The organism is Thermus tengchongensis (genome assembly GCF_021462405.1).
GTDB classification, from domain to species: Bacteria; Deinococcota; Deinococci; order Deinococcales; family Thermaceae; genus Thermus; species Thermus tengchongensis.
The window spans coordinates 1-24,022 of sequence record NZ_JAKEDU010000012.1 but is presented as its reverse complement, the minus strand read 5'-3'; the positions used below and the strand labels follow the sequence as shown (position 1 = coordinate 24,022).

Annotated in this window: 25 protein-coding genes and 2 pseudogenes; 16 read left to right on the top strand and 11 right to left on the bottom strand. The window is 62.6% G+C overall.

The features are described 5' to 3' along the window. Positions 1–103 precede the first annotated feature (103 nt). The 6 genes from L1087_RS11485 to L1087_RS11455 form a co-directional block, all read right to left on the bottom strand. Positions 104–370, bottom strand: coding sequence for a type II toxin-antitoxin system RelE family toxin (locus L1087_RS11485; protein WP_135261174.1), 267 nt, complete (start codon positions 368–370; stop codon positions 104–106). Continuing rightward, positions 367–573 (bottom strand): hypothetical protein, encoded by a 207-nt coding sequence (locus L1087_RS11480; RefSeq protein ID WP_135261175.1) that lies wholly within the window; start codon positions 571–573, stop codon positions 367–369. The genes L1087_RS11485 and L1087_RS11480 overlap by 4 nt, the downstream gene beginning before the upstream one ends. Before the next feature lie 355 nt (positions 574–928). After that, complete coding sequence (locus tag L1087_RS11475; RefSeq protein ID WP_234559023.1) at positions 929–1,282, bottom strand: hypothetical protein; 354 nt, start codon at positions 1,280–1,282, stop codon at positions 929–931. A 170-nt stretch (positions 1,283–1,452) separates the two neighbouring features. Beyond that, entirely contained in the window at positions 1,453–4,491 is a 3,039-nt protein-coding gene (gene dnaE, locus L1087_RS11465) for a DNA polymerase III subunit alpha (protein ID WP_326490732.1), read from the bottom strand. Positions 4,492–4,512: 21 nt separating this feature from the next. Then, a complete protein-coding gene (locus L1087_RS11460; RefSeq protein WP_234559020.1) occupies positions 4,513–5,790 on the bottom strand; it encodes a Y-family DNA polymerase in 1,278 nt (425 codons plus the stop codon). After that, positions 5,791–6,426 carry a LexA family protein gene (locus L1087_RS11455; protein ID WP_267964899.1) on the bottom strand — a complete coding sequence of 212 codons (636 nt, stop codon included), beginning with the start codon at positions 6,424–6,426 and terminating at the stop codon, positions 5,791–5,793. A 97-nt stretch (positions 6,427–6,523) separates the two neighbouring features. On the opposite strand from L1087_RS11455, the gene L1087_RS11450 reads away from it, so the two are divergent. Beyond that, positions 6,524–6,724, top strand: a complete 201-nt coding sequence (locus L1087_RS11450; protein ID WP_234555314.1) for a hypothetical protein — start codon at positions 6,524–6,526, stop codon at positions 6,722–6,724. A 5-nt stretch (positions 6,725–6,729) separates the two neighbouring features. Here the strand turns inward: L1087_RS11450 and L1087_RS11445 are convergent, their stop codons facing one another. Beyond that, positions 6,730–7,599, bottom strand: coding sequence for a peptidoglycan DD-metalloendopeptidase family protein (locus L1087_RS11445; RefSeq protein ID WP_234559055.1), 870 nt, complete (start codon positions 7,597–7,599; stop codon positions 6,730–6,732). On the opposite strand from L1087_RS11445, the gene L1087_RS11440 reads away from it, so the two are divergent. Continuing rightward, positions 7,534–7,758 carry a hypothetical protein gene (locus L1087_RS11440; protein ID WP_234559056.1) on the top strand — a complete coding sequence of 75 codons (225 nt, stop codon included), beginning with the start codon at positions 7,534–7,536 and terminating at the stop codon, positions 7,756–7,758. The genes L1087_RS11445 and L1087_RS11440 overlap by 66 nt on opposite strands. Before the next feature lie 191 nt (positions 7,759–7,949). Here L1087_RS11440 and L1087_RS11435 read toward each other — a convergent pair whose 3' ends face one another. From L1087_RS11435 to L1087_RS11425, 3 genes and pseudogenes are all read right to left on the bottom strand, one after another. Further along, positions 7,950–8,336, bottom strand: coding sequence for a type II toxin-antitoxin system VapC family toxin (locus L1087_RS11435; RefSeq protein ID WP_234559016.1), 387 nt, complete (start codon positions 8,334–8,336; stop codon positions 7,950–7,952). After that, entirely contained in the window at positions 8,323–8,550 is a 228-nt protein-coding gene (locus tag L1087_RS11430; RefSeq protein ID WP_234559014.1) for a ribbon-helix-helix protein, CopG family, read from the bottom strand. Before L1087_RS11430 ends, L1087_RS11435 begins: the two co-directional genes overlap by 14 nt. Before the next feature lie 74 nt (positions 8,551–8,624). Beyond that, positions 8,625–9,324, bottom strand: a pseudogene (locus L1087_RS11425) (transposase); the annotation flags it as partial. A gap of 526 nt (positions 9,325–9,850) precedes the next feature. On the opposite strand from L1087_RS11425, the gene L1087_RS11420 reads away from it, so the two are divergent. From L1087_RS11420 to L1087_RS11355, 14 genes are read left to right on the top strand one after another with little or no spacing between them, the layout of a single operon-like run. Continuing rightward, complete coding sequence (locus L1087_RS11420; RefSeq protein ID WP_234559010.1) at positions 9,851–11,038, top strand: ABC transporter substrate-binding protein; 1,188 nt, start codon at positions 9,851–9,853, stop codon at positions 11,036–11,038. A 37-nt stretch (positions 11,039–11,075) separates the two neighbouring features. Beyond that, complete coding sequence (locus L1087_RS11415; RefSeq protein WP_234559009.1) at positions 11,076–11,993, top strand: branched-chain amino acid ABC transporter permease; 918 nt, start codon at positions 11,076–11,078, stop codon at positions 11,991–11,993. A gap of 1 nt (position 11,994) precedes the next feature. After that, positions 11,995–12,975 carry a branched-chain amino acid ABC transporter permease gene (locus tag L1087_RS11410; RefSeq protein WP_326490731.1) on the top strand — a complete coding sequence of 327 codons (981 nt, stop codon included), beginning with the start codon at positions 11,995–11,997 and terminating at the stop codon, positions 12,973–12,975. Beyond that, the gene (locus L1087_RS11405; protein ID WP_234559007.1) at positions 12,972–13,724 is read left to right on the top strand and encodes an ABC transporter ATP-binding protein; all 753 of its coding nucleotides are present in this window, start codon (positions 12,972–12,974) and stop codon (positions 13,722–13,724) included. The genes L1087_RS11410 and L1087_RS11405 overlap by 4 nt, the downstream gene beginning before the upstream one ends. Then, a complete protein-coding gene (locus tag L1087_RS11400) occupies positions 13,708–14,403 on the top strand; it encodes an ABC transporter ATP-binding protein (RefSeq protein WP_234559006.1) in 696 nt (231 codons plus the stop codon). The genes L1087_RS11405 and L1087_RS11400 overlap by 17 nt, the downstream gene beginning before the upstream one ends. Before the next feature lies 1 nt (position 14,404). After that, positions 14,405–15,211 (top strand): alpha/beta hydrolase, encoded by an 807-nt coding sequence (locus L1087_RS11395; RefSeq protein WP_234559005.1) that lies wholly within the window; start codon positions 14,405–14,407, stop codon positions 15,209–15,211. 25 nt (positions 15,212–15,236) lie between these two features. Then, complete coding sequence (locus tag L1087_RS11390) at positions 15,237–15,530, top strand: Lrp/AsnC family transcriptional regulator (RefSeq protein ID WP_234559004.1); 294 nt, start codon at positions 15,237–15,239, stop codon at positions 15,528–15,530. Between the two features lie 43 nt (positions 15,531–15,573). Beyond that, positions 15,574–17,970, top strand: a complete 2,397-nt coding sequence (locus L1087_RS11385; protein ID WP_234559003.1) for a bifunctional salicylyl-CoA 5-hydroxylase/oxidoreductase — start codon at positions 15,574–15,576, stop codon at positions 17,968–17,970. Between the two features lie 3 nt (positions 17,971–17,973). Further along, complete coding sequence (locus L1087_RS11380; RefSeq protein WP_234559002.1) at positions 17,974–18,759, top strand: SDR family NAD(P)-dependent oxidoreductase; 786 nt, start codon at positions 17,974–17,976, stop codon at positions 18,757–18,759. 47 nt (positions 18,760–18,806) lie between these two features. Continuing rightward, a complete protein-coding gene (locus L1087_RS11375) occupies positions 18,807–19,271 on the top strand; it encodes a MarR family winged helix-turn-helix transcriptional regulator (protein WP_234559001.1) in 465 nt (154 codons plus the stop codon). Next, positions 19,247–20,098 carry an enoyl-CoA hydratase family protein gene (locus L1087_RS11370; protein WP_234559000.1) on the top strand — a complete coding sequence of 284 codons (852 nt, stop codon included), beginning with the start codon at positions 19,247–19,249 and terminating at the stop codon, positions 20,096–20,098. The genes L1087_RS11375 and L1087_RS11370 overlap by 25 nt, the downstream gene beginning before the upstream one ends. A 2-nt stretch (positions 20,099–20,100) precedes the next feature. Beyond that, positions 20,101–21,291 carry an acyl-CoA dehydrogenase family protein gene (locus tag L1087_RS11365; protein ID WP_234558999.1) on the top strand — a complete coding sequence of 397 codons (1,191 nt, stop codon included), beginning with the start codon at positions 20,101–20,103 and terminating at the stop codon, positions 21,289–21,291. After that, a complete protein-coding gene (locus tag L1087_RS11360; RefSeq protein WP_267964897.1) occupies positions 21,288–22,925 on the top strand; it encodes a benzoate-CoA ligase family protein in 1,638 nt (545 codons plus the stop codon). The genes L1087_RS11365 and L1087_RS11360 overlap by 4 nt, the downstream gene beginning before the upstream one ends. After that, a complete protein-coding gene (locus L1087_RS11355; protein ID WP_234558997.1) occupies positions 22,922–23,314 on the top strand; it encodes a RidA family protein in 393 nt (130 codons plus the stop codon). The genes L1087_RS11360 and L1087_RS11355 overlap by 4 nt, the downstream gene beginning before the upstream one ends. A gap of 78 nt (positions 23,315–23,392) precedes the next feature. Here the strand turns inward: L1087_RS11355 and L1087_RS11350 are convergent. Then, positions 23,393–24,022: pseudogene (locus L1087_RS11350) on the bottom strand (IS3 family transposase); the annotation flags it as partial.

Here is a 24,022-nt window from a genome sequence, read left to right as displayed (position 1 = left end):
GCAAGCAATTGGGGGGCAAGGCAAGGTTCGTGTGGGAGCCGGTATCCGGCCAAGGGTGGCAGTGCAAAGTGAAGTCCTTACTTCTACCCAGGGTCAAGGCGGCCTATCGGTAGGCCTCTCTCCGGTGCTTGACCCGGGCCACGGTAAGGGTCTTGGCCTCAGGGTCCACGGTGAAGAGAACCCGGTAGTCCCCCACACGGAGGCGGTACACGGGAGGATGCCCGCTTCCTTTGAGCTTCTTGACCTTGCCCGGGGGAAAGGGGTTGTCCGCAAGCTCCTCCAAGGCCTGGTCCACCCGCCTCAGCACCTCGGGGGGAAGGGCCTCCAAGTCCTTCTGGGCAGAACGGGTAAGGAGGAGGGTGTACCTCAAAGCCGCCCCTCAGCCTTCAGGCGGGCCCGCACTTCCTCGTAGGGCGTGGTGGGCTCCTCCAGGGCGGCCAGGGCGTCCTCGAGGTCTTCCAGGTCCTCCAAGAGGGCCTGGAGGCGGGGCCATTGCCCCTTGGGGACAAAGAGCATGACCCCGAGCTCCCTACCCTCTTCGTCCCGCACTACCTGTACCGTTAGGGCACTCATAAGCCCATCTTACGCCTTCAGGAAGCCGAAGGTGCACCTTGCACCTCCGAAGCGCACCGCCGCCCCGGAGATGCACCTTGACCTATTCCCCGAGGATGAAATCGGGGCATCCGTCCGCACGGGCCGTATCCCGATGAGGGAAGCTTTCCTGCTCCAGGCCTTTCCAAGGCCACTCCGCCTGGAGCAGGGCTAAACGGGTTACCCACAAAACCAACTTCTGCCCGTGTCCAATCCTCTAGGAGTTGGGGCTCCTACCCAAAGACCAAGTTCCTGCCCGGGTTCAGCTCGCAAGTCGCTTCCCGATCTGGCTTTTGGGCCGGAAGGAGCGCGGAGTCGCTGGTCTTCTTTAGATACCCTAGTCCCCTTTCACGCCATTCGTTCGTGCCTCCAAGACAATGTAGCGGAGAATGTAGTAGAGGTCCTCCAAAAAATCGGCCACTTCAGCCTGGAGATGCTTTTTAAAAAGAAGGTGGCGCTTGAGGACCAGCTTCCCCTCCCGCACGCTCAGTTCCGTGCCATGGGCGCTGTTCCAGTCGGTGAGGAAGGAGGGGTCTTTGGGCGCCTTGAACACCTCCACCTCCAATAGGGCCAGAAAGTCGGCCTTTTCGCTTTCGGAAACGCGGATTTTGAGTATCTTCTTTTCCACCATGGACTTCAGCCGGTTGCCGCCAAGATGGTGCACGGTGCGCATCACTTCCTCGGTTCCCACGAGTACCTCCTGAAGAAGCCAAGCTAGAAGGCGCAAGGCGGAATGGCGCCTGCAGTCACCCCTGCAGGATAAATCCCCTTCACCCCTCCGCCTGTGTCGCTTGAGAAGCGCAGGCAAGCATTCGTCGGTGGATGGAGGCGGCGGCGGGGTTTTGGGTCCTCAAGGAGGCGCTACACGTCCTTCAAGGGCCAAGCTTCCTCCACGCGCAAGGAAGCCCCTGTGTAGACCCCCTGCACCAGGAGAATACGGGCGTCGCGAAAGACCCGGTAGCGCCTCGCCCAGACCTCAGGGGGGATCACGGCCTGCAAGCGGTGAGGGCCATCCTCCAGGACGTAGAAGGCGTGGCCTTTGGCGGTGGGGGGCTTCTGCCGGGCCACCACCAACCCGGCGGTGAGGGCGGGCCCGGGGCGCAGGAGGGGGATGGGGGTGGCTCCCAGTTCCTCGAGGCGCCCCCGGAGCAGGTCCAGGGGGTGGAGGGGAAGCTCGGAGAGGCCCTTGGCCTCGAGGTCTAGGCGGAGGCGTTCCCCAGGGTGCAAAGGCGGCAGGGGCGGAGGGGGGATGGCCTCCGAGAGGAGGGGGCCTTCTGGGGTTAGCCCTGCCCGGAACAGGGCCTCCCGCCTGCCGTGAAGCTCGTCGAAGGCTCCCGCCTTGACCAGGGCCAGAAGAACGTCCTCCGGGGGTTCCAGGCGGGCGCGGAAGTCCTCCAGGGACCGGAAGGGCCCCCGCAGGCGCTGTCGCAGGATGGCGCGGGCGAAGTCCTCAGAAACCCCTTTGGCGGCGGTGAGGGGGAGGCGGAGGGCCTTCACCCCTCGTGCCACCTCCACCCGGTAGTGGAGGCCCGAGCGGTTCACGGAAAGGGGCAACAGGGGCACCCCAAGCCTTCGGGCCTCCTGGCGGAGGGTGGCGGGAGGCCACATGCCAGGGGCTTCGGAAAGGAGGCCTGCCAGGAAGGCTGCCGGGTGGTGGGCCTTGAGCCACAAGGAGGCGTAGGCGTGGCGGGCGAAGGCCTGGGCGTGGCTCTCCGTGAAGCCGTAGCCGCGGAAGCCCTCCACCAAGCGCCACACCTCCATGGCCTCCTCCCCCTCGAGGCCCAAGGTGGCCCGGAGCCCCTCCAGAAAGCGCTCCCGAAGGGGCTTGAGGTCTTCTTCGTCCTGGGCCTTGCTTAGGGCCTTGCGGAAGGCTTCCGCTTCGGCCCAGCCCATCCCCGCCCCGTGGTGGAGGAGGGAGAGGAGTTGCTCTTGAAAGAGCAAGACCCCGTGGGTCTTGGAAAGAAGACCCTGCAACACCGGGTGCAGGGGCCTGCTCCTCTCCCGCCCAAGCCGCCTTTCCAAATAGGGGCGCACCGTGCCCGACTGGATGGGCCCGGGGCGCACCAGGGCGATTTGCTGGGCCAGGTCTTCCAGGGTCTTGGGCCGGAGCCTCCGGCTCATGGCGGTCTGGGCCGGGCTTTCCAGCTGGAAGACCCCCAGGGTTTCCCCCCGCCACAAGGGGCGGTAGACGGCCTCTTCTTGGGGCAGGCCTTCCAGGTCCAGCCAGACCCCCTCGCTGCGGAAGACCTCTTCCCGGGCCCTTTCCAAGGCGGAGAGCATCCGGAGCCCCAGGAGGTCCAGCTTCACCAGGCCCAGGGCCTCGAGGTCGTCCTTATCCAAGGTGAGCATCTGGATGCCGCCGGCGCTCCGCACCACCGGGGCGTAGCGGGTGAGGGGGCCGGGAGCCACCACCACCCCGCCCACATGGGGCATGAGGTGGCGCACGTGCCCCTTCTCCATGAGGGCGAGGAGCCGGAGGAGGAGCCCTTTGACCGGGGCCTCCCCCAATACCTCCCGGAAGAGGGGCTCGGCCTCTTGCGCCCGGTGGGGAGGAAGGTGGCGGAAGTCCCGGCCCAGGGCCCGGGTGAGGCGGTGGCGGAGTTCCGCCGGAAGCCCCAAAGCCCTTCCCAGGTCCTGCACCGCCAGGGGCAGGCGGTAGGTGACGTAGGCGGCGGCCATGGCCTCCTGGGCCCCGTAGGCTTCCTCCAGGTGGCGGATCACCTCTTGGCGCCTGCGGCTGGAGAGGTCCAGGTCGATGTCGGGAAGGGCCTTCATCCCCCCGTGGAGGAAGCGCTCGAAGAGGAGGCCCTCCGCCACCGGGTCCACGGGGGTCAGGTCCAGGAGGTGGGCCAAGAGGCTCCCCACGGCGCTTCCCCGGGCCACCGCCAGGATGCCCCGGCTGCGGGCCCAGGCCACCACCTGGTGGGCGAGAAGGAAGAACCCCGCAAGGCCCAGCGCCTCCACGGTGGCGAGCTCCTCCTGGAGCCGGGCTTGGTAGGCGGGCCTTTGTGGGTAGCGGCGCCTGAGGGCCTCCTGGGCCAGGCGGGTGAGCTCCTCCTGTGGGGTGCGCCCAGGGGGGAGGGGGACGGGGGGGTCCAGCATCCTCTCCGGCAGGAGGGGGAAGGCCAGGCTTTCCGCCAAGGCCCGGGCGTTGGCCCAAGCCTCGGGGAAGGGGATGCGGTCCAGGGCCTCCTCCTTGGAGGGGAGGGCCTGGGCCTCGTTTCTCGGCCTCTCCGGGTGGGGTTGCTCCACGCCAAGGCCCAGCCGGGCGCAGGTGAGGGCGTCCAGGAGGGGATAGAGCTCCGGCGTGGCCTGGCGCACCTCCAGGGCGGGCACGTAGGGCAGGCCCCGGTCTTGGGCCAGGGCGCGGAGGATCCGCACCCGGCGGTCGTCCCCCGGCAGGCGGGCGTGGTAGAGGGCTAGGAAAAGGCGGTCCCGGAAGGCGGCCTCGAGGGTCTTTAGGAGCCGGTCCAGGGCCTCGAGGCGCCTTGCCGAAAGGAGGCGGCTGGGGAAGCCCTCCCGCCCCCCGGTGAGGAGGACCAGGTCTGCGTTGTCTTCTAGGAGAGCCGCCAGCGGCAGGCTCCCTTCGGCTAGGACCTGGCTGAGGTGGGCGGAGAGGCGGGCGTAGCCTTCCCGGCTCCCCGCCAGGAGGAGGACGGGGAAGGTGCCCTCAGGGGTGGCCAGGGGAAGCCCTGCCCCCAGGAGGGGCTTTATGCCGAGCTCCTGGGCCTTGCGAAAAAACCGCACCCCGCCCGTGAGGGAGCGCCAGTCGGTGAGGGCCAGGTGGGTGTGGCCTAGCGCCCGGGCGCGCTCCAAAAGCCTTTCCGGGGAGGACACCCCCCTGCCGAAGTAGGACTCGGCGGTGAGCAGGGCTAGTCCAGCACCCGGCTCAGGACCCACGTTTCCCCCTCCCTATAGACCTCAAGAAGGAGCCCGCCCTGCACCTCCAGCAGAAAGTAGTCGCGGCCTGCCTCGAGGCGCCACCACCGCCCCCCCGCCCGCCAGCGGTCCAGGAGGCGCACCACCTTCCTCCTTCCCCTGTAGGCCACCCACCGGGGCCGTCCCTCCTCGCAGAAGACCTGCACCGGTACCAGGTAAAGCCGCATCTCCCACCTCCCAAGGGCGGTAGCGGAAGCCCCACTCCGGGGCCAGGGCGTCGGGGTCCACCACCTCCACCCGCAGGAAGAGACCGGGGTGATGGGCGAGGAGGGCCTTGAGCCCTTCCCCCTCCCGCTGGAAAAGCCCTTCCTGCCGCGCGGGGCGGAGGAGGCCCAGGGCTTCTCCCCGCACTCCCCCCAGGGGCATCCCCCAGGCCCCGCTCCGCCGGAAGGCGGCCACCAGGGCCAGGTAAAGCCCCTCTTCTTCCCGCAAGGGCTCCTTGGCCAGGTGCTCCCCCCGGAGGGCTAGCCCCTCGGCCAGGGCCACCACCGCCACCCGCTGCGCGGCCCGTCCCGCAAGCCTTCTCGCCAGCAGGCGGGCCAGGTGGCGGAAGAGCCCCTCGCTGGCCTCCGCTGGGGGGTCTAGGAGGACTTCCGCCTCCGCCCGCTCCTCCTCCCGGAAGCGGGCCACCTCCTTCCGCCAAGGGCCGAAGAGGTAGGGGAGAAGCTGGCGCCCCTCCCGCAGGTAGGCGGCCACCTGGCTGGGCCGCCAACGCCTAAGCTCGCCCACCCGCTTTAGACCCAGGAGCCGGAGCTTTTCCAGGCCCTCCGGGGTGAGACCCACTCCCTGGAGGAAGCGGAGGGGAAGCCGGTCCAAGAAGGCCTCCGCTTCCTCCACCGCCCGCGCTTCCCCCTCGGGCGCCGACCAAGCGGCCAGGAAGGCCACCTCCCGCCAGGGGGCCACCCCCACCCGGGCGCGGTAGCCCTGGGCCAGGAGGCGGGCCTCGAGGGGGGTGAGGCGGAGGAGGGCCACCCCAGGGCCCAGGGCCTCCACCCAGGGGGTGAGGCGGTGAAGCTCCGCCAAAAGATCCTTCCAGGCCTCTTCCGCTCGGGGAGGGTAGGGAAGAAGCTGGAGGCTTTCCACCCGTGCCCGGGCGGCCTCGAGGGCCATACCTTCCCGGAGGCCGAGCTTCCGGGCTAGGGGCGAGAGGGCCGCCACCTTTCCGCCCCGGTGGACCGCCACCGGAAGCCCCTCGAGGGCCGGGTTCTCCCGCCTCCAGAGCCACACCGGCCAAGGCAGGAAGAGGGCCGCGGCCACCATCTAGAGCCTCCGGAAAATCCCCAGCCGCCTAAGCGCTTCCTTCCCCCGCAGGAGGAACCGGAAGACTCCCTGCACCTCCACCTCCCCCGCCGGAAGCCGCAAGGCCGGGTAGGCGGGGTTGTGGGGCCTGAGGACCACCCACTCCCCCTCGGGGTAGACGTACTTCAGGGTGGTCCTCCCCTCGTGGAGCACCGCGGCGATCTCCCCCCGCCTGGGCCTCACCCCCCGCTCCACCACCACCACATCCCCCTCCAGGAGGTACTCCGCCATGCTGTCCCCCTCCACCACCAGGGCGAAGAGGCCAGGCCAGCCGGGGAGGGCGATGAGCCCCTCCGCCTCCTCCAAGGCCAGCTCGGGGGGACCTGCGGGGATGCGCCCCACCACGGGGATGGCCAGGCCCGCCAGGAGGGCCCCTTCGGGGGTGAGCTCCAGGTGGGTGGGCCGCCCGTGGCCTCCGGGGTGGAGGCGGAGGAGGCCCTTCTTTGCCAGGGCTTCCAGGTGCTGCCGAAGGGTCTGGGGCCTTAGGCCCAGGGCCTTGGTGAGGTCGTGGGCGGTGGGGGAGAGGCCTTTTCGGGCCATGTCTGCTGCTGCCTTCAAGACCCGGCGCTGACCAGGGGGGAGCTGGATAGGGACCATGGTTGCTACCTGTTATATAGCAGGATACCGGGGGATGTAAAGCCCCCGAGGGAGGGGGGCCTCGAGGCGGGCGCACGCCCTGGGGAAGGGGCAGGTGATGGGGATCGCGGGCACGGGGCCCTTCTACCTGGTCCTCCTGCCCCAGGCGGTACCCGACTGGTGGCCCAAGGTGGAGCGCTTCCTCCCCGAGTTCCCCCGGCGCTACGAGGTGCGCTTCTACCCCGACGGGAGCCGGGCGGTGGTGTGCGGGGACCTGGAGGCCCTCAAGGTCTGGTACAAGCGGGTCCTCAGGGGGTGACAAAACTAAGGCAGAGGAAGGTTGTGCTTGTCTCCTTGGCTTTCCTCGACAGCGGAGAGTGCTTGCATTTGCACTTGGTAACACCCCGATCGGTACCCTACGAGATAGCGACCCCCTGAAGGGTACACTAGCTGAACGCAGTCACCCCAGTTGTCCCAAGCAGGTGCAGACCTTCCCCAATAAAGAACTCGCTCTCCCCCCGTACCTGAACCCGAGTAAACCCGAAGGGTTTCTCCGGGGTTCAAGTACAAGCTAGGAAACGAAAAGGATTCACCTACCTTGTTTCTTAAGGAGAAACCCCGTAGGCTAAGCGGAGCTGAAGCATAGCGGGGGTCAGCCGTAATCTCCACAAATTCGTTGTTGGGGTTGGCGCTATCCCGCACACCCATGTACCTAACGCGGGTGATAGCAAGAGGGGCCCGATCCGTTTCTCGGGGATTGGGCGGTAACTCTACCTCAGAGAAGAGGGGAGGCGCCTCACCATCCCGCCAGATCAAGGCACTAGATACCCCAGCAGGGTGGCGGGACCAAGGATCCGGCCCCTCTCCCTCCCAACCGTAAGGGTCAAAAACAGCCCAGGTGCCACTTTTGTTCTTCCGCATCTCAAAATGAAGGTGGGGTCCCGTACTGCATCCCGTATTACCTGACAGGCCTATAACTTGACCTGCAGTAACCCGCTCTCCTTCGCGCACCCGAACCTCGCTGAAGTGGGCATAAATAGAAAGATACACCTCTCCATCAGGGAGTCGGTGGCGAATCACCACCCCTAAACCGGACACCGTCTGCCCTAAGGGAGGGCAGAAAAAGGGTTGCTCCTGGCCAGCAAAGGTAACCTCTCCATCGTAAACCGCCCGAACAGGCGTACCCTCGGGCATGGGAAAGTCGTACCCCTGGTGACCATCTACCCCAGGAAGCCGTTCTCCCCACCAGCTGAGAAGAAAGCCGTTGTTGTCCTTGAACTGAAAAGGATACTCGTGGTCGGAGACATTGGTTACCCTAAAAGCACCCGTAAAGGGAGAAACAAGTACTCGTAAGGAAGACGAGGCTGAATCTGATGGGTGCGGAGCGTTCTGGCAGGCAACCAAAGCCGGTAACATAGCTAAACCAAGCGTCCAGGCTCGCTTCATACGCCTCCCCAAAAGCCATCGAAGCCTAGAGAAAGCTTAGCAGGCCAAACTGGTCTAGGCCACCCGCCCCTGGGGGGCCTGCTGGAGGAGGGAGCGGTTCACCCCAGCAGCACCACCCGCAGCCTGCCCTCGTAGGCCGCCAGGTCCCGGTCCGCGGTCCAGAGCTCCTTGGCCCCTGCTTCCAAGGCGGTGGCCAGGATGAGGGCGTCCACCAGGGGAAGGTGAAGTCCGTGGGAGAGCCGGGCCGCCCTCTCCCCGATGCCCCAGTCTGGCCAGACCACCCGGCACACCGCGGGGATGGCCTTTAGGAGAAGCTCCCCGTCCTCCCGGTCCAGGGCCCCCTTGAGGGCCAAGCGGAGGAGCTCCGCCAGGGAGAGGCCGGACACCACCCCGTCCTCTCCCTCCACCAGGGCCTCCCACTTGGCCCTGGCCCCCTCGTGTCCCTGGAGGAGGCGGAGGAAGAAGCCGGTGTCAAGGGCGGTCACGCCGCCCCTCCTCCAGGAGCCGGAGGGCTTCCGGGGCCACGCGGGCTTTCGCTGCCCGCCGGAGGACCTCCAGGCCCAGGGCCTTCCGCCGGCGTTCCTTCAGGTAGACCTCCAGGGCCTCGGCGGTGAGGGCGCTCATGGACTTGCCCTCGTTCTCCGCCGCCTGCCTTAGGAGGCGGGCCAAATCGTCGGGGAGGTGCACGGTTAGGCGCATACACGCATAGCATAACATAACACATGCTCCCCAGTTCCAGCCGAGGGACCGTCCGGTGGAGGCAGATCTGACCGTTATAACCCAAGTTGCCACCTAGGCGATTTTTGTGCGATGAGCCTGAGGTTGTGAGCCAGGACGAAGAGGAAGACCTTGATGGTGAAGCCCACCAGGGTGACGGCATGGATGCGGCGGGGAAAGAGATGGTGGAGCATGCTGCCCACCGTCTCCACCACCCTCCTACCCAGGAGGGCCAGGTACTGCAACCCAGGCACGTACCGCCGGCTGTTCCTCCTAGGGATGACCATGGGAACCACCCCCTGGGCCTCCCGGAGGAGGTCTTCATGGAGGTGGCTCTCGTACCCCCGGTCCAGATACAACTCCTTGCCCTCCTCCACTTCCAGAGGCAGGAGCAAGAAGGAGGTCAGGTCATGGAAGCTCCCCGGGGTCAGGTTCAGCTCATGGACGAACTTGCCGTTGTCCACCAGGAGGTGCAGCTTGAGGCCGTGGAAGAAGATCTGCTTGCTGGGGATGTAGCCCCGGTAGATCTTCCCTGGGGCCAAGCGGGACCTTTGCCCGATGCAAGCGGCGGTTGGTCAGCCGTAAGGCTACGTTCCGGCGGCTGGGGGAGGGGATGTGGCTGAAGAGATGGAGCTCCTTGGCCAAGGCCAGGGCTTTGTTGTGCTTGCCGCCCAGTTCCATGGCGGCCAGGATGGCCAGGGTGAGGATGGCGCTGGTGGGCACCTTGGTCTGGGGGTCAGGAACATAGCCTACGGCTGACCTTTGTGCCCCATGGCCTTGAGGGCGTCAGCAAGGTAGCCCTGCGGGCTGACCTATGATGCAGAAGGCCGCTATAGTCTGTTGCAGCATAGCGGCCACCATTTTTTCAGGCCTGGGGATAGGTGGCAACTTGGGTTAACATAGCGGCCGCTATTTTTTCAGGTCCGGGGGTAGGCGGCAACTTGGGTTAGCAGTACACCTCATGCCCACCCCTCCACATCGGCTCCGCCATCCAAGGCTTGGGCCAGGTCTACAGCCCCGCCGCCAGAGCAGTGCGGAAGGAGAGGCCGGGGCTGATATGGTGGCACGCGCAGCGGGAGGCGGGGAGGAGATTGAGAGAAGCTTTACTGACCGGGCCTTAGGCCACCTCACCCCCTAGGAGGCTCGTTCAGAAGGGGGGTGGGAGGTAGGGAGAAAAGTTTTGTCATGAAAGCTTGCAAGGCAAGCCAAGTCTGAAGCTCGGGTACAGATGCTTGACAAATCAAGGGTTCTTGCTGTAAAAGAGAACCCAAGGGAGGTAAGAATGCTGACCACTAAGAGGGTCTGGCCCGTGGTTTACTTTCTGGCCACGCTGGCGTTTCAAGGAGTTTTGGCTCAGGAAACCGGCACCGTGAAAATCGGGTTCGTTAGCACTCTCTCTGGGCCTGGGGCCGCCCTGGGTATAGATGTACGAGATGGCTTCAACCTAGCCTTGAACCTCCTGGGGAACAAGCTAGGCGGCCTAAGGGCGGAGGTGCTCGTGGTAGACGACCAGCAAAATCCAGAGGTGGCCAGACAGATTGTTGACCGGTTTCTGCGCCGGGACCGGGTTGACTTCGTAACCGGGATCATTTACTCCAATATCCTCCTGGCTGTAGGGGAACTAATCTTTGATTCCAAAACCTTTTACATTAGCCCCAACGCAGGTCCCTCTCAGTATGCAGGGGCTCAGTGCAATCCTTTCTTTTTCAACGTGGCCTGGCAAAACGACAACCTGCACGAGGTAATGGGCTACTACGCCACCCAGCAGGGTTTTGAGAACGTTGTGCTGATAGCCCCCAACTACCAGGCAGGCTACGATGCCTTGACAGGCTTCAAGCGGTTCTTTTCGGGTAGGGTAGTGGAGGAAATTTACACACGCTTAAACCAGTTGGACTACTCTGCGGAGATTGCCCGGATCCGGTCGCTGAGGCCTAAGGCAGTCTACGCTTTTCTGCCAGGAGGCCTGGGGATCAGTTTTGTCAAGCAGTACGCTGAGGCGGGACTTAAAGGTATTGTTCCCTTGCTTCTCCCTGGTTTCTCCGCAGACCAGGATGTCATCCAAGGCGCAGGGGAAGCCCTTTTGGGACTGGCCAACAGCTCTCACTGGGCTTTAGAACTTTCCAACTCCACAAACCGGCGGTTTGTGAGTGAGTTCCGGCGCGCTTATGGGCGCATCCCTACCCTTTATGCCGCGCAGGGTTTCGACACCGCCTTGCTCCTCGATGCGGCTATCCGGGAAGCCAAAGGGCAAATCGCTGACAAAGAGTCTATGCTAAAGGCCTTGCGTACCGCCAAGTGGGAGTCCACCCGCGGCCCCTTCCGCTTTAACCGGAACCACTTCCCCATCCAAGACTACTACCTGCGCCGGGTGGTACGGCAAGCGGACGGCACACTTGTCAACCGACTGGTGGGCAGGATTTTGCGTCAACACCAGGATGCCTACGTGCAGAATTGTCGGATGACCTGGTAAATGACTTGCATAGCAGTTTCCGGAACTGGAGACTGGGATGGGCTTCTACCTGGTGGAGCAAATCCTAAATGGGTTGCAACTGGGCTTTCTGCTGTTTTTGGTGGCCTCGGGGCTCACCCTTGTCCTGGGGGTAGCTAACGTCATCAATTTGGCCCACGGAGCCTTTTACATGGTGGGGGCGTACCTGGCAGCCGCCCTTGTGGGCCTTACGGGTTCCTTTGGCTTGGCCATCCTCTTGGCTGCTTTGACCACAAGTTTCCTTGGCCTTTTGGCGGAGGCCTTCCTTCTAAGACACCTGTACAATCGGGATCACCTGGACCAGGTACTGGCCACCTTTGCCCTTATGCTAGTGCTGAGCGAGTTGGTCAGGATGACTTGGGGCTCCCAGCCCGTAGCCTTATCCGTCCCCGCTGCCCTAGCCCAGCCCCTTAGACTGGGGGAGTTCAGCTACTCCACCTATCGCCTCGCACTCATTGCCTTTGGGGCAGGGGTTTCTCTGGGTTTGTTCTGGATAATCCTCCGAACTCGTCTGGGAATGTGGCTTAGGGCTGCAGCGGCCAACTGGGAGATGGCGCGATGCATGGGGGTGCCTGCCGGGGCCCTTTACAAATTGACCTTTGCTCTCGGGGCGTTCTTAGCTGGCCTAGCGGGCTCTTTGGTGGGGCCCATAACCGCTGTTCACTTGGGGATGGGTACGGATGTCCTCATCCTCTGCTTTGTTATCATCGTCATCGGTGGTGTGGGTTCCATTAAAGGGGCCTTCGTGGCCGCCCTCCTCGTAGGCCTTGTGGACAACTTGGGGCGGGCCTTCCTCCCCTCCTTGTTTCAGCTGGTCCTCAGTGGCCCAGTAGCCGCTAGCTTGGCCTCTGCCTTGGTAAGCACACTCGTCTACCTCTTTATGGCTTTGGTGCTGGTCTTCAGGCCCGAAGGTCTTTTCCCCGTGCGGATGAGGTGAGATGCGGCCCACCAACAAGCCCCATGGCTTTGATCAAACCAGGTCTCTAGGAGAGCCTAGGGCGTGGGTCCTTGGCTTGTTCCTAGGGGTTTCGGCCCTAGCCTATCCGCTGGTTATGGGAGCTGTGGATCAGCCCTATTTCATAACCTTTGCCAGCCGGGTTTTTGTCTTTGCCTTGGCGGCCACCAGCCTCAACCTAATCCTTGGTTACGGGGGCATGGTGAGCTTCGGCCACGCTGCCTTCGTGGGAACGGGAGCCTACGCAACCGCGATCTTGGCCCAAGCAGGTTGGGTGTCGGCTTGGGCAAATTGGCCGCTTGCCCTTGGGGTCTGCGCCCTGCTGGCCTCGGTTATAGGGGTTCTCTCTCTCCGTACCCGCGGTCTCTACTTCATCATGATAACCTTGGCCTTTGCCCAGATGCTCTACTACCTTGCGGTGTCCCTTAGGGTCTATGGGGGAGAGGATGGAATGCCCGTGCGCCGCACCCTTCTTCCCTTTGGCCTTGAACTTCGGGATGAGATCGTCCTTTACTACACCAGCCTGTTGGTCCTGGCCCTGGCCCTCCTCCTTACCTGGAGGCTGGTGAATGCCCGGTTCGGTTGGATACTACGGGCTTCCAGCGAAAACCCCACCCGGGCAGCCTCCCTCGGTCTTCCCGTGTTTTACTACCAGCTGGTGGCTTTCGTGCTGGCGGGCACCATGGGAGGGATGGCGGGGATTTTGCTCGCCAACCTGAACGGTTGGGTTAGCCCAAGCTTCCTTTCATGGCACCTCTCCGGCCAACTCATGATGATGGTGATTCTAGGGGGTGTGGCCCGCCTTTGGGGAGGGGTGCTGGGTGCCGTCGCCTACCTCTTCCTAGAAACCCTCCTTTCCGAGTTCACGATCCACTGGCAGCTCTTCCTGGGAGGGCTACTCCTCTTGTCTGTTCTCGCCGTGAAGAAAGGCCTGTCAGGCCTTTGGGGAAAGGAGAGGGGATGAGGCTGCTCGAAGTGGTGGGGGTTTCAAAGTGGTTCGGCGGCCTGTCGGCCGTAAACAACTGCTCCCTGAGCGTGGAGAAGGGGGAAGTCCACGCTCTTATCGGCCCCAATGGGGCAGGCAAAACCACCTTAATTTCTCTGGTCAGTGGTCTTCTCTTCCCGGAGAAGGGAAGGATTCTCTTTCAAGGGAGGGACGTTACCCACCTACCCGACTGGCGTAGGGCAAGCCTGGGCATAGGGCGCACCTTCCAAATCGTTAATCTCTTCCCCAGCTGGACCGTTTTGGAGAACCTCGTCTTGGCCATAATGGCCAGGGATGGGCACGGGTTCCGCTTCTGGAAGCCTGTGGTTTCCGAAAGGCATCTCTTTCAAAGGGCTGAAGCTCTAGCCAGTTTTTTAGGCCTAGAAGAACGTCTAGAAGTACCGGTGGCTACCCTGCCCCACGGTGAACGCCGGACGGTGGAAATCGCCATGGCACTCGCCATCTCTCCCCGTCTCCTTCTCCTGGATGAACCCCTGGCAGGGTTAAGCCCCCAGGAATCGGTTCGCGTGGTCCAGGCCATCCGAAAGGTGGCCAAGGAGACTACGGTGCTTTTGGTGGAACATGATATGGAGGCAGTGTTCCAACTGGCTCATAGGGTAACGGTCATGGCATATGGGACTATCCTCCTCACCGGTAGCCCCCCTGAGGTCCAGGCTAGCAAAGAGGTCCAACAGGTGTATCTGGGAGAGCATGAGCCCTTTGCTTGAGATCACCAAACTGGAAGCCGGCTATTCGTCGGGACAGGTCCTTTTCGGGGTAGACCTCCAGGTGGGCCAAGGAGAGTTGGTGGGTCTTCTGGGCAGGAACGGCATGGGCAAAACCACCCTCCTCCGCTGCATCTTCGGACTAACTCGGCACCTTGGGGGTGAGATCCGCTTTGCTGGCAAGCGGCTGACCGGGCTACCCCCTGAGCGGGTGGCCGCTTTGGGGATATCTTTGGTCCCTGAAGGAAGGCAGATTTTCCCTAACCTTACGGTGTGGGAAAACCTCCAGGCCTTTTCTCGGCCAGGCGAGTGGACGGTGGCGCGGGTGCTGGAGTTTTTCCCCCGACTCCGCGAACGGGTCCACCACTGGGGATACCAGCTCTCCGGAGGGGAGCAGCAGATGCTTGCCATCGGGCGTGCCTTGGTCCAAAACCCCAGGCTCCTCTTGCTAGACGAGGCCACAGAGGGGCTAGCTCCCCTGCTGCGGGAAGAAATCTGGCGTACCCTTGTTGCCCTCAAAGGGATGGGCCTGTCGATTCTAGTGGTGGATAAGCACGTCAGGAGGTTGGCCGAGGTGGCGGATAGCTTTTTCATCCTGGAAAAGGGGAGAGTGGCTTGGCAGGGAAGGCCTAAGGACTTGGGGGCTAATCCCGAGCTCCTTAAGCGGTTCCTGGGGGTGTGAAGTGATAGACCTCCATTTGGAGAGGGAGTACAACGCCAGAGCTGCCGTTCCTGAACACCCCCTCTACTTCCGCCGCTGGAAAGAAGAAGGGGCAGCCGCCCGAGCTTCCCTTCCAGGCTTCCTCGACCTTGCCTATGGGGATGATCCGGAAGAGCGCCTAGATCTTTTTATAGCCAAGCCGTCTCGAGGCCTATTAGTTTTTTTCCATGGCGGTTACTGGCGAGCCTTTGGCAAAGAGGATTTCTCGTGGATTGCCCCGCCTCTGGTTCGGGAGGGATGGAGCGTGAGTGTGGTGGGCTACGGCCTTTGTCCTCGGATAACGCTGGGGGAGTTGGTAGAGCAGTGCCGCCGAAGCGTGGCTTGGCTAGCAAGCCACTTCCCTGAACTTGGTCCTTTGGTCCTCTCAGGGCACTCCGCGGGCGGACACCTGGTGGCCATGCTCTGGACCACGGAATGGCGGATTTACGGGCTAGCTACGCCTCAAGTGCAAGGTGGGTTATCCATCAGTGGAATCTTTGACCTGGAACCCCTCCTCCGGACCAGCGTCAACGTTGACCTACGCCTGGACCTCGAAGAGGCCAAGCGTCTGAGCCCCATCCAGCACCGCCCAAGGCTAGCCGCGCCCTTGGTAGCCGCTGTGGGCCAGAAAGAAAGCCAGGAATTTCGGCGACAAAGCCAAAGATTGGCCGCCGTTTGGCCTGGTGTCAGGTACTTGGAGCTAGAAGGGATGCACCACTTCAGTGCCCTAGACGCCTTGGTGGACACAGCAGGCCCCCTATGGAAAGCTCTTCTGGAAGGGGGAAACTAAATGGCGAGGAAGGGGGGTTGTAGGGATGATTACGGCCTTTGTTCTCATCCGGGCCCAGGGGAATCGGATTGCTGCTTTGGGGGAGGCCATCGCCGAGCTCCCTCGGGTGGCAGAGGTCTATTCCGTTACCGGCCCCTACGACCTGGTGGCTGTGCTTCGCCTTAAGGAGTTGGACGAGCTGGATGACGTCGTCACCCAGGGGATCTTGGCCATGGTAGGTGTGGAGCGCACGGAGACCCTCCTGGCTTTCCGGGCCTATCCTAAGCGGTTGTTGGACGCAGGGTTTGCTCTGGGGATCGAAAATTCCCGAGATAGTTGACTTATCAAGGAGTTTGGGCTACACTTGTTTTAGGTGAGGAGCAATGCGGGTGCTTTGTATAGGGGGAGGGCCGGCTGGTCTCTACTTTGCTCTTTTGGCCAAAAAGGTGTTTCCGTCCTGGGAGGTGATCCTCTACGAGAGGAACCCTCCGGATAGCACCTTCGGCTGGGGGATTGTTCTATCCGACGCCACCCTTGGGCAGCTTCGGGCGGCTGATTCAGACTCCTACGACGAGATCCAGAAAGCCTTTTACCGTTGGGAGGATATCGAGATCCACTTTAGAGGGGAGGTGATCCGATCAGGCGGTCATGGGTTTGCCGGGCTTGCTAGGACTACGCTGTTGCGGATCCTCCAGGAAAGGGCGCGAGCTATGGGGGCCGGCCTCTTCTTCCAGAAGGAAGTTCAAGACTTGGAGGCCCTTGTCCAGGAGGTTAGGCCTGATTTTATTGTGGCCGCCGATGGAGTGAACAGCTGGGTGCGCCGGACCTATCCCTCCCTCTTCGGTCCAGAGGTTAGCTGGGGAACGAACCGGTACGTTTGGCTGGGCACCACTCGGGTCTTTCCCGCTTTCACTTTTGCCTTTGAGTCCACGGAGTGGGGTTGGTTCATTTTGCACGCCTACCCTCATGCTCCAGGAAGCAGCACCGTGGTGGTGGAGGTACCTGAGGCTACTTGGAGAAGCGCGGGCCTAGACCGCTTGGAGGACGAAAGAGAGATCCTGGCTCTATGCGAAAAGGTTTTTGCCCAAAGGCTCGAGGGACACCCGCTGTTGGCCAACTCCGCCCACCTCAGGGGCTCGGCCAAGTGGCTCCGGTTCCCCTGGATTTCCTGCCGAAACTGGGTGGGCCTGCTCCCCCTAGGTGGGAGAAGTATTCCCTGTGCCCTGGTAGGGGATGCGGCCCATACTGTCCACTTCTCTGTAGGTTCCGGTACCAAGCTAGCCATGGAGGACGCAATAGCCCTGGTACGGGCCCTGGCCCGGGAGGGGGAAGGGAGGTCGAGGGACCTGGAGGCCGCCCTGAAGGCCTACGAGCGGGAGAGGCAGGGAGAGCTGTTGCGGTTGCGCAACGCCGCCCGCAACTCCGCAGACTGGCTGGAAAACGTGGAGGTGTACACCAGGCTACCTCCGGAGCAGTTTGCCTACAGCCTCCTCACCCGTTCCCTAAGGCTCTTCCACGGGGAGCTGGAGCAGCGGGATCCAGGCTATATCCAACGGTTTAACCGCTGGTTTGCCCGAGCCCATGGCCTGGGGGACCGGTCCGTACCCCCGATGTTCGTCCCCTTCGAGATCCGAGGGATACGCTTGAAGAACCGCGTAGTCGTAGCTCCTATGGCGGTATACTCCGCGGAAGACGGCACACCTGGTGATTTCCACCTGGTCCACCTGGGGGCCCGAGCCCTTGGGGGGGCGGGCCTAGTGATGACGGAGATGGTGGCCCCCTCCCGGGAGGGCCGGATCAGCCCGGGGTGCGCCGGGCTCTACAAGCCAGAGCACATCCAGGCTTGGGAGCGCATCGTCCGCTTTGTTCATGTCTTCACCACTGCTAAGATCGGCATCCAGCTGGGTCACTCGGGGCCTAAGGGCTCCACCAGGGTGGGATGGGAAGGCTACCACAAGCCTCTCTCCGAAGGGAACTGGCCAGTGATGGGTCCTTCTCCCGTTCCTTGGAGCCCTGAAAACCAAGTACCTCGGGAGATGACCCGTGAGGACATGGACCGGGTCATAGAGGACTTTGTCCGAGCAGCACGTTGGGCGGCCCAGTGCGGCTTCGACTGGCTGGAGCTTCACTGCGCCCACGGGTACCTCCTCTCCGCCTTCATAAGCCCCTTGACCAACCAGCGAAGGGACACCTATGGGGGAAGCTTGGAAAACCGGCTCCGCTTCCCCATCGAAGTGTTCCGAGCTGTGCGGGAGGTTTGGCCAGACGACCGCCCCATCTCCGTACGGATCTCCGCCCACGACTGGGCGGAAGGGGGCATGACCCCCCAAGAAGCAGTGGAGGTGGCACGAAGGTTCAAGGCGGAAGGATGTGACGTCATACATGTTTCCAGCGGCCAGGTAGTCTCTTGGGCCCGTGCGGCTTACGGCCGTCTCTACCAAACCCCGTTTGCCGGCCTGATCCGTAACTCCGTGGGCATCCCCACCATTGCCGTGGGCTCCATCTACGAGGCGGACCACGTCAATACCATCATTGGGAGCGGTCGGGCAGACCTCTGTGCCATCGCTCGTCCCCACCTGGCCAACCCTCACTGGACCCTCCTGGAAGCCGCCCGGATTGGCTATAGGGACGTGGATTGGCCCAAGCCTTATCTGGACGGCAAGGACCAGATAGAGCGGCTGATGGAGCGGGTGCGGGCCGCCCAGGAGGGGGAGCGCTGGGTGATCGAGGAGATCGAGGGGCTTATCTCCCGGGCAGCCCAGGAGCGGAACTTGGTTTGAAGCATGGATCCAAAGAGCCTTGTGGGAAAGCATGCTCTGGTAACCGGGGCAAGCCGGGGGATTGGGGCAGCCATTGCCGAGGCCTTGGCTCAAGCAGGGGCGCGGCTTACCCTGGTAGCCCGGAACCTTCAGGACCTGGAGGAACGGGTGGAGCGGCTCCGGGCTTGGACCGAGGTCCAAGGAGAGGTTGGGGACGTGGCGGATCCGCAAGCCATGGAGAGCTTGGTCCGCCGTGCCCAGGAGCGCTTCGGTCCTGTGGCCATCCTGGTGAACAACGCTGGCTTTGTCCTCACTGCTCCCTTTCTGGAGATTAACGAAGAGTTGTGGCAACGCCATATCGAGGTGAACCTCGGGGCCGCCTACCGGCTCATCCGCCTACTGCTTCCGGGAATGTTGGAGATGGGCTGGGGACGTATCATCAACATTTCCAGCACTGCTGGCCTCACAGGCTATCCCTACGCCGTCCCCTACTGCGCGGCCAAGCACGGGCTGATCGGCCTGACCCGGGCGTTGGCCTTGGAGTTGGCCCAGAGGGGGATTACGGTCAATGCCATCTGCCCCGGGTTCACGGATACGGACCTCTTGCAGGCTTCCGTCCTGCGGGTGGCCCAGCGTACCGCCCGTGCTCCTGAGGCGGTGTTGGAGCTCTTTGCCCGCCGTAATCCCCAGGGGCGGTTAGTCCGCCCCGAGGAGGTGGCCTGGGCGGTGGTGTGGCTGTGTAGCGAAAAAGCCGCCGCCATCAACGGACAGGCCATAGCGGTGGCAGGGGGTGAGGTGATGGTGGGATGAGATTGGAGGAGAAAGTGCACTTACAGGATACAGGGAAAGTCGAAGCGGTGGATGCCACGCGGCTCTGGCTCCGGCTCCTAACCGAAGTGGTCCTCATAGAGAAGGAGCTTTCCGTGCGTTTGCAGAAGGCTTTCGGCATCTCCTTGGCCCGGTTCGATGTCCTGGCCCAGCTGTACCGCCAACCCTCGGGAATGACCTTAAAGGAGCTTTCGGAGCGGCTCCTGGTGACTGCGGGAAACGTTACCCGGCTGACCGCCCAGCTGGAACGGGAGGGGCTTCTGAGGCGGGAGGGGCATCCGAAGGACCGTCGCTCTGTCCTACTGCGGCTGACCCCTGAGGGGAAGTCTCGCTTTGCCGATATGGCCCGCGCCCATCGAGCTTGGTTGGAGGAGCTTTTCTCTGGCCTGACGGAGTCGGAGCGGGAAGTTCTTTACCGGCTCATGGGCAAGCTTAGGGCCCACCTTCGGGGTCTCACGCGGGAGGGAAGATGGAAAGGAAGCGTAAATCCCTAGACCTGCCCGGATATGGAGGACGGCTTTTGGAGTATCAGGCCCAGTACCTCCACTGGCGCGTAGAGGATGGGATAGGCTTCGTCTTCCTAAACCGTCCTGAGCGGAAAAATGCCCTTACCTTTGGGGCTTACGCCGAACTCAGGGATATCTTCTCTCTCTTGCCCTACAGCCAGGAGGTCAAGGCTATCGTCCTGGCAGGGGTGGGGGAGGATTTCTGCTCAGGGGGGGACGTGCGGGAGATCATCGGTCCCCTAGTGGAGGCGGATGTACCCAGCCTGTTGCGCTTCACTCGGCTAACGGGGGAACTGGTGAAGGCCATGCGCCTCTGCCCCCAACCGATAGTGGCGGCAGTGGATGGGGTCTGTGTTGGGGCGGGAGCGGTAATAGCGCTGGCTGCGGACATTCGCCTGGGCACCCCTAGGAGCCGAGTGGCTTTCCTCTTTCCTCGGGTAGGCCTGGCGGGCTCCGACATGGGGGCCTGTGCGCTCTTGCCCAGGGTTGTGGGTTTTGGCCGGGCCACGGAGCTTCTGCTTACGGGTCGCTTTCTGGAAGCCTCTGAGGCCGAACGTTGGGGGTTTTTCAACCGAATCTGCCCTCCAGAGGAGCTCCTTCCTAAGGCGAGAGCCCTGGCCTTTGAGCTAGCACGAGGGCCCGTCTTCGCCCACGGCATTACCAAGAGGGCCCTCTACCAGGAGTGGGCCATGGGTTTGGACGAGGCCATTGAGGCCGAAGCCCAAGCCCAAGCTCTGTGCATGGGTACTAGGGACTTTTACCGAGCTTACCAAGCTTTCCTGAGAAAGGAACCGCCAACCTTTGAGGGAGACTGAGCATGGGGGATCCTTTTGCCCATTACAAGGAGCTGCCGTTCTTTGAGGGTAGCCACGCTGACTTGTGTCATAGGGTGGCCGCTTGGGCAGAAGAGGTCCTGGGAAAGTTTCCCCATGGGCACCCTGCTTCCGAAGCCGCCTGTAGGGAAATGGTCCGTAGCCTGGGCCAGGCTGGCTGGCTGGCCTATACCGTAGGAGGAAAGGCCTATGGGGGTGTAGAGGAGGGCATAGGGGTCCGGGCGGTCTGCCTTATCCGGGAGGTCCTAGCTTACCATAGTGGTCTTGCAGAGTTTGCTTTCGCCATGCAAGGCCTTGGTTCAGGGCCGATAACCCTTTACGGCACCCCTGAGCAGAAGAGGCGCTACCTTCCTCGGGTAGCAGCAGGGGAGGCGGTGGCGGCCTTCGCCCTTTCGGAGCCCGGAGCAGGGTCTGATGCCGCTGCCCTAACCTGCCGGGCCTATCTGGACGGCGAGGCTTTTGTCCTGGAAGGGGAAAAGGCTTGGGTTTCCAACGGGGGAATCGCGGATTTTTATGTGGTCTTTGCTCGTTTGGAGCCTGGGGCGGGAGGCCAAGGGATCAGCGCCTTTCTGGTGGATGCAGGCACGGAAGGTTTGGCGGTGGAACAGGTGGAGGTGGTGGCCCCCCACCCTTTAGCCAAGCTTGTCTTCCGGGGATGCCGCATCCCCCGGTCCAAGCTCTTGGGATCCCCCGGGCAGGGGTTGCGCATCGCGATGGAAACCTTGGATATATTCCGGGTTACAGTGGCAGCGGCGGCCCTTGGGTTCGCTAAACGGGCCTTAGATGAGGCGCTACAGTACGCCTTGGACCGAAAGATGTTTGGTACCACCTTGGCTCGCATGCAAGCTACCCGGACCAAGTTAGGCGATATAGCCACAGAGCTGGAGGCTTCTGCCCTCCTCACCTACCGGGCTGCTTGGCTCAAGGACCGGGGACACCGGGCCACTCGGGAAGTGGCGATGGCCAAGCTTTACGCTACGGAGAGGGCCCAGGCCATTGTGGACGCAGCGGTGCAACTTATGGGAGGGGAAGGAGTCCGGAAGGGAGGGGTTTTGGAGGCCCTGTACAGGGAGATCCGGCCCCTCAGGATCTACGAAGGAGCCAGCGAGGTGCAACGGCTCATCGTTGCCCGTGAGATACTAAGGGAAAGGGGAGAGGAGGTGGGTGTGAGATGAGGGTCGGTTTTTCCGCGCACAAGGACACCTTTGTGCTAGACAGGTTACCTCCTCAAGAATCTTGGCCCGAACTGGTATTTGAGCTTCCTGAACTGGCATACCCCCCTCGCCTCAACTGCGCTGGGCCTCTTCTGGACGATTGGGTCGTGAAGGGGGAGGGAGACCGGGTAGCCCTGCGTTCCCCAGCTTCCACCTGGACCTACCAGGACCTGTGGCGGGCGGCCAACCAGATAGCCTGGGTTCTTGTGGAAGACTTGGGGCTAATCCCGGGGAACAGGGTCCTTCTCCGCGGGTTTAACCACCCCCTTTTGGTGGCGGCTTGGTTCGGGGTGGTCAAAGCCGGTGGGATCGTGGTGACCACCATGCCCCTTCTCAGGGCTAAGGAACTTACGGAGATTGTTAACAAGGCCCAGATTAGCCATGCCTTGTGCGATCACAGGCTGGCGGCAGAGCTAGAGGCTGCCCTGCCAGCTTGTCCCAGCCTCCGCCATGTCCTCTACTTTGGGGGAAACGACCAGGAGGGACTGGAAACCCTCATGACCTCCAAACGCGAGGCTTTCCCTACCTTGGAAACGGCCAGCGACGACCCTGTGCTCATCGCCTTTACCTCCGGGACCACAGGGAAGCCTAAGGGGTGTGTGCACTTTCACCGGGACGTCCTCGCCATCTGCGACACCTTCTCCCGACACATCCTCCGTCCTGTGGAGACGGATGTATTCATTGGCAGCCCCCCCATCGCCTTCACTTATGGTCTGGGGGGGTTGGTGGTCTTCCCCTTTCGGGTGGGAGCCTCCAGCGTTCTCCTAGAGAGGGCTACGCCGGATATCTTGCTAGAGGCCATAGGGAATTTCGATGCCACGGTTTGCTTCACCTCCCCCACGGCCTATCGCGCCATGGCTTCCCAAGCCAAAGGCAGGCCTGGCCGGCTACGCCGGTGCGTTTCGGCGGGAGAGGCCTTGCCGGTAGCTACCCGGAGAGCATGGCGAGAAGCTACGGGCTTGGAGATCATAGATGGGATTGGCTCTACAGAGATGCTCCACATCTTCGTCTCCCACACGGAGGAGACCCTTAAAGAGGGCAGCTTAGGTAGGCCGGTCCCCGGATACCGAGCCACACTCCTAAACGAGGAAGGTAACGAGGTGGCTCCTGGAGAGCTGGGCCTTTTAGCGGTGAAGGGTCCTACAGGGTGCCGTTATTTGGATGACCCAGAAAGGCAGAAGGAGTACGTCCGCTGGGGCTGGAACCTCACAGGCGACGCTTGCGTAAAGGACGAGGAGGGGTACTTCTACTACCAGGGTAGGGTGGACGACATCATCGTCACTGCAGGATACAATGTTTCTCCCCTGGAAGTAGAGGAGGCGGTGCTGGACCATCCGGCGGTGGCGGAATGTGCAGTGGTGGGTGAGCCGCACCCAGAACGGGGGCAGGTGGTGAAGGCCTATGTTGTCCTCCGTCCAGGGTGGGAGCCTGGGGAAGCCCTGGCAGCTGAGATCCAAGAGTTTGTTAAGCAACGCATCGCCCCCTACAAATACCCCCGGGTAGTGGAGTTTTGCAGCGAGCTTCCCCGGACCCTTACGGGCAAGGTCCAGCGTTTCCGTCTTCGGCAAAAGCTTTCTCAGCCCCCTAGCCCATGAGGATCTTGCACCCCCCCCACTGGACCAAGCCAAGGGGTTACTCCTACGGCCTCGTGGCCAAAGGCCAGCTGGTGTTCTTGGCAGGCGTTGTAGGTTGGGACAGGGAAGGGCACTTCAAAAGCAAAGACTTTCTAGGTCAAGCCCGGCAGGCCCTGGAAAATATCGTGGAGCTTCTTGAATATGCAGGGGCACGCCCAGAGCATCTGGCCCGCCTCACGTGGTATGTGGTAGACCGGGAGGAATACATGCGCTCTTTGAGGGAGTTGGGGGCGATTTACCGAGAGGTGATAGGCAATTACTACCCGCCCATGTCTGTCGTGCAAGTGGTCAGCCTTGTGGAGCCTGAGGCTCGGTTGGAAATCGAAGCTACAGCCGTAATTCCTGAATAAGAGACTGTCGCAAAAGCCCCCCACCTCACCCCATAAGAACTCCCCATGACCCTATTCGCTAGGATGTGTACTGCTACCCTAAATTTGGACCACTCCACCAGCCAGTTTAGTCAGATTTTCACCTCCGTTCAAGCAACGCTCCGCAAAGGCTACAGGCGTCAAATACCCCAAGGCAGAATGGGGGCGCTTGCGGTTGTACACCTCAAAAACAAAGGTCTCCACCGATGCCCGTACCTCCTCTAGGGTTCGGTACTCCCGCAAGTCCACCCACTCTTCCTTTATGGTCCTGATCCACCGCTCCGCATGCCCGTTCTCCCATGGCCTCCCCCTCTCCGCACAGCTCAGCCTTACCCCAAGCCCTACCCATCGCTCCACGTACCGCCTGGAGGTGTACTGCACCCCCCTGGTCCGAGTGATGGACCCGCGGCACCCCCTCCCGCAAGGCCTGCTCCAAGGCCGCCAAGGCCAGTCCCTGGGACAGCCTCCGCCCCAAGGACAACCCCAGCACCCGGCGGGTGTAAAGGTCCATCACCACCGCCAGGTAAGCCGTCCCTTCCCCCAGGACCACGTAGCTCAGGTCCGCTACCCACACCTCGTCGGGCGCCTTCACCTCAAGCCCAGGCAGCAGGTTGAACCCTTCCCCTAGGGCAAGAACCCCAGGGAAAGTGGTCTTGAGCTTGGGAGGGTGCCGGGGAAGGAGCAAGCCTT

Coding starts and splice junctions, on each gene's coding strand:
- L1087_RS11360 (WP_267964897.1), top strand. CDS start 21,288: ATGAGGGTCGGTTTTTCCGCGCACAAGGACACCTTTGTGCTAGACAGG.
- L1087_RS11455 (WP_267964899.1), bottom strand. CDS start 6,426: ATGGTCCCTATCCAGCTCCCCCCTGGTCAGCGCCGGGTCTTGAAGGCA.
- L1087_RS11385 (WP_234559003.1), top strand. CDS start 15,574: ATGCGGGTGCTTTGTATAGGGGGAGGGCCGGCTGGTCTCTACTTTGCT.
- L1087_RS11365 (WP_234558999.1), top strand. CDS start 20,101: ATGGGGGATCCTTTTGCCCATTACAAGGAGCTGCCGTTCTTTGAGGGT.
- L1087_RS11415 (WP_234559009.1), top strand. CDS start 11,076: ATGGGCTTCTACCTGGTGGAGCAAATCCTAAATGGGTTGCAACTGGGC.
- L1087_RS11480 (WP_135261175.1), bottom strand. CDS start 573: ATGAGTGCCCTAACGGTACAGGTAGTGCGGGACGAAGAGGGTAGGGAG.
- L1087_RS11450 (WP_234555314.1), top strand. CDS start 6,524: ATGGGGATCGCGGGCACGGGGCCCTTCTACCTGGTCCTCCTGCCCCAG.
- L1087_RS11445 (WP_234559055.1), bottom strand. CDS start 7,599: ATGCCCGAGGGTACGCCTGTTCGGGCGGTTTACGATGGAGAGGTTACC.
- L1087_RS11400 (WP_234559006.1), top strand. CDS start 13,708: ATGAGCCCTTTGCTTGAGATCACCAAACTGGAAGCCGGCTATTCGTCG.
- L1087_RS11410 (WP_326490731.1), top strand. CDS start 11,995: ATGCGGCCCACCAACAAGCCCCATGGCTTTGATCAAACCAGGTCTCTA.
- L1087_RS11430 (WP_234559014.1), bottom strand. CDS start 8,550: ATGCGCCTAACCGTGCACCTCCCCGACGATTTGGCCCGCCTCCTAAGG.
- L1087_RS11390 (WP_234559004.1), top strand. CDS start 15,237: ATGATTACGGCCTTTGTTCTCATCCGGGCCCAGGGGAATCGGATTGCT.
- L1087_RS11370 (WP_234559000.1), top strand. CDS start 19,247: ATGGAAAGGAAGCGTAAATCCCTAGACCTGCCCGGATATGGAGGACGG.
- L1087_RS11420 (WP_234559010.1), top strand. CDS start 9,851: ATGCTGACCACTAAGAGGGTCTGGCCCGTGGTTTACTTTCTGGCCACG.
- L1087_RS11460 (WP_234559020.1), bottom strand. CDS start 5,790: ATGGTGGCCGCGGCCCTCTTCCTGCCTTGGCCGGTGTGGCTCTGGAGG.
- L1087_RS11380 (WP_234559002.1), top strand. CDS start 17,974: ATGGATCCAAAGAGCCTTGTGGGAAAGCATGCTCTGGTAACCGGGGCA.
- L1087_RS11355 (WP_234558997.1), top strand. CDS start 22,922: ATGAGGATCTTGCACCCCCCCCACTGGACCAAGCCAAGGGGTTACTCC.
- L1087_RS11405 (WP_234559007.1), top strand. CDS start 12,972: ATGAGGCTGCTCGAAGTGGTGGGGGTTTCAAAGTGGTTCGGCGGCCTG.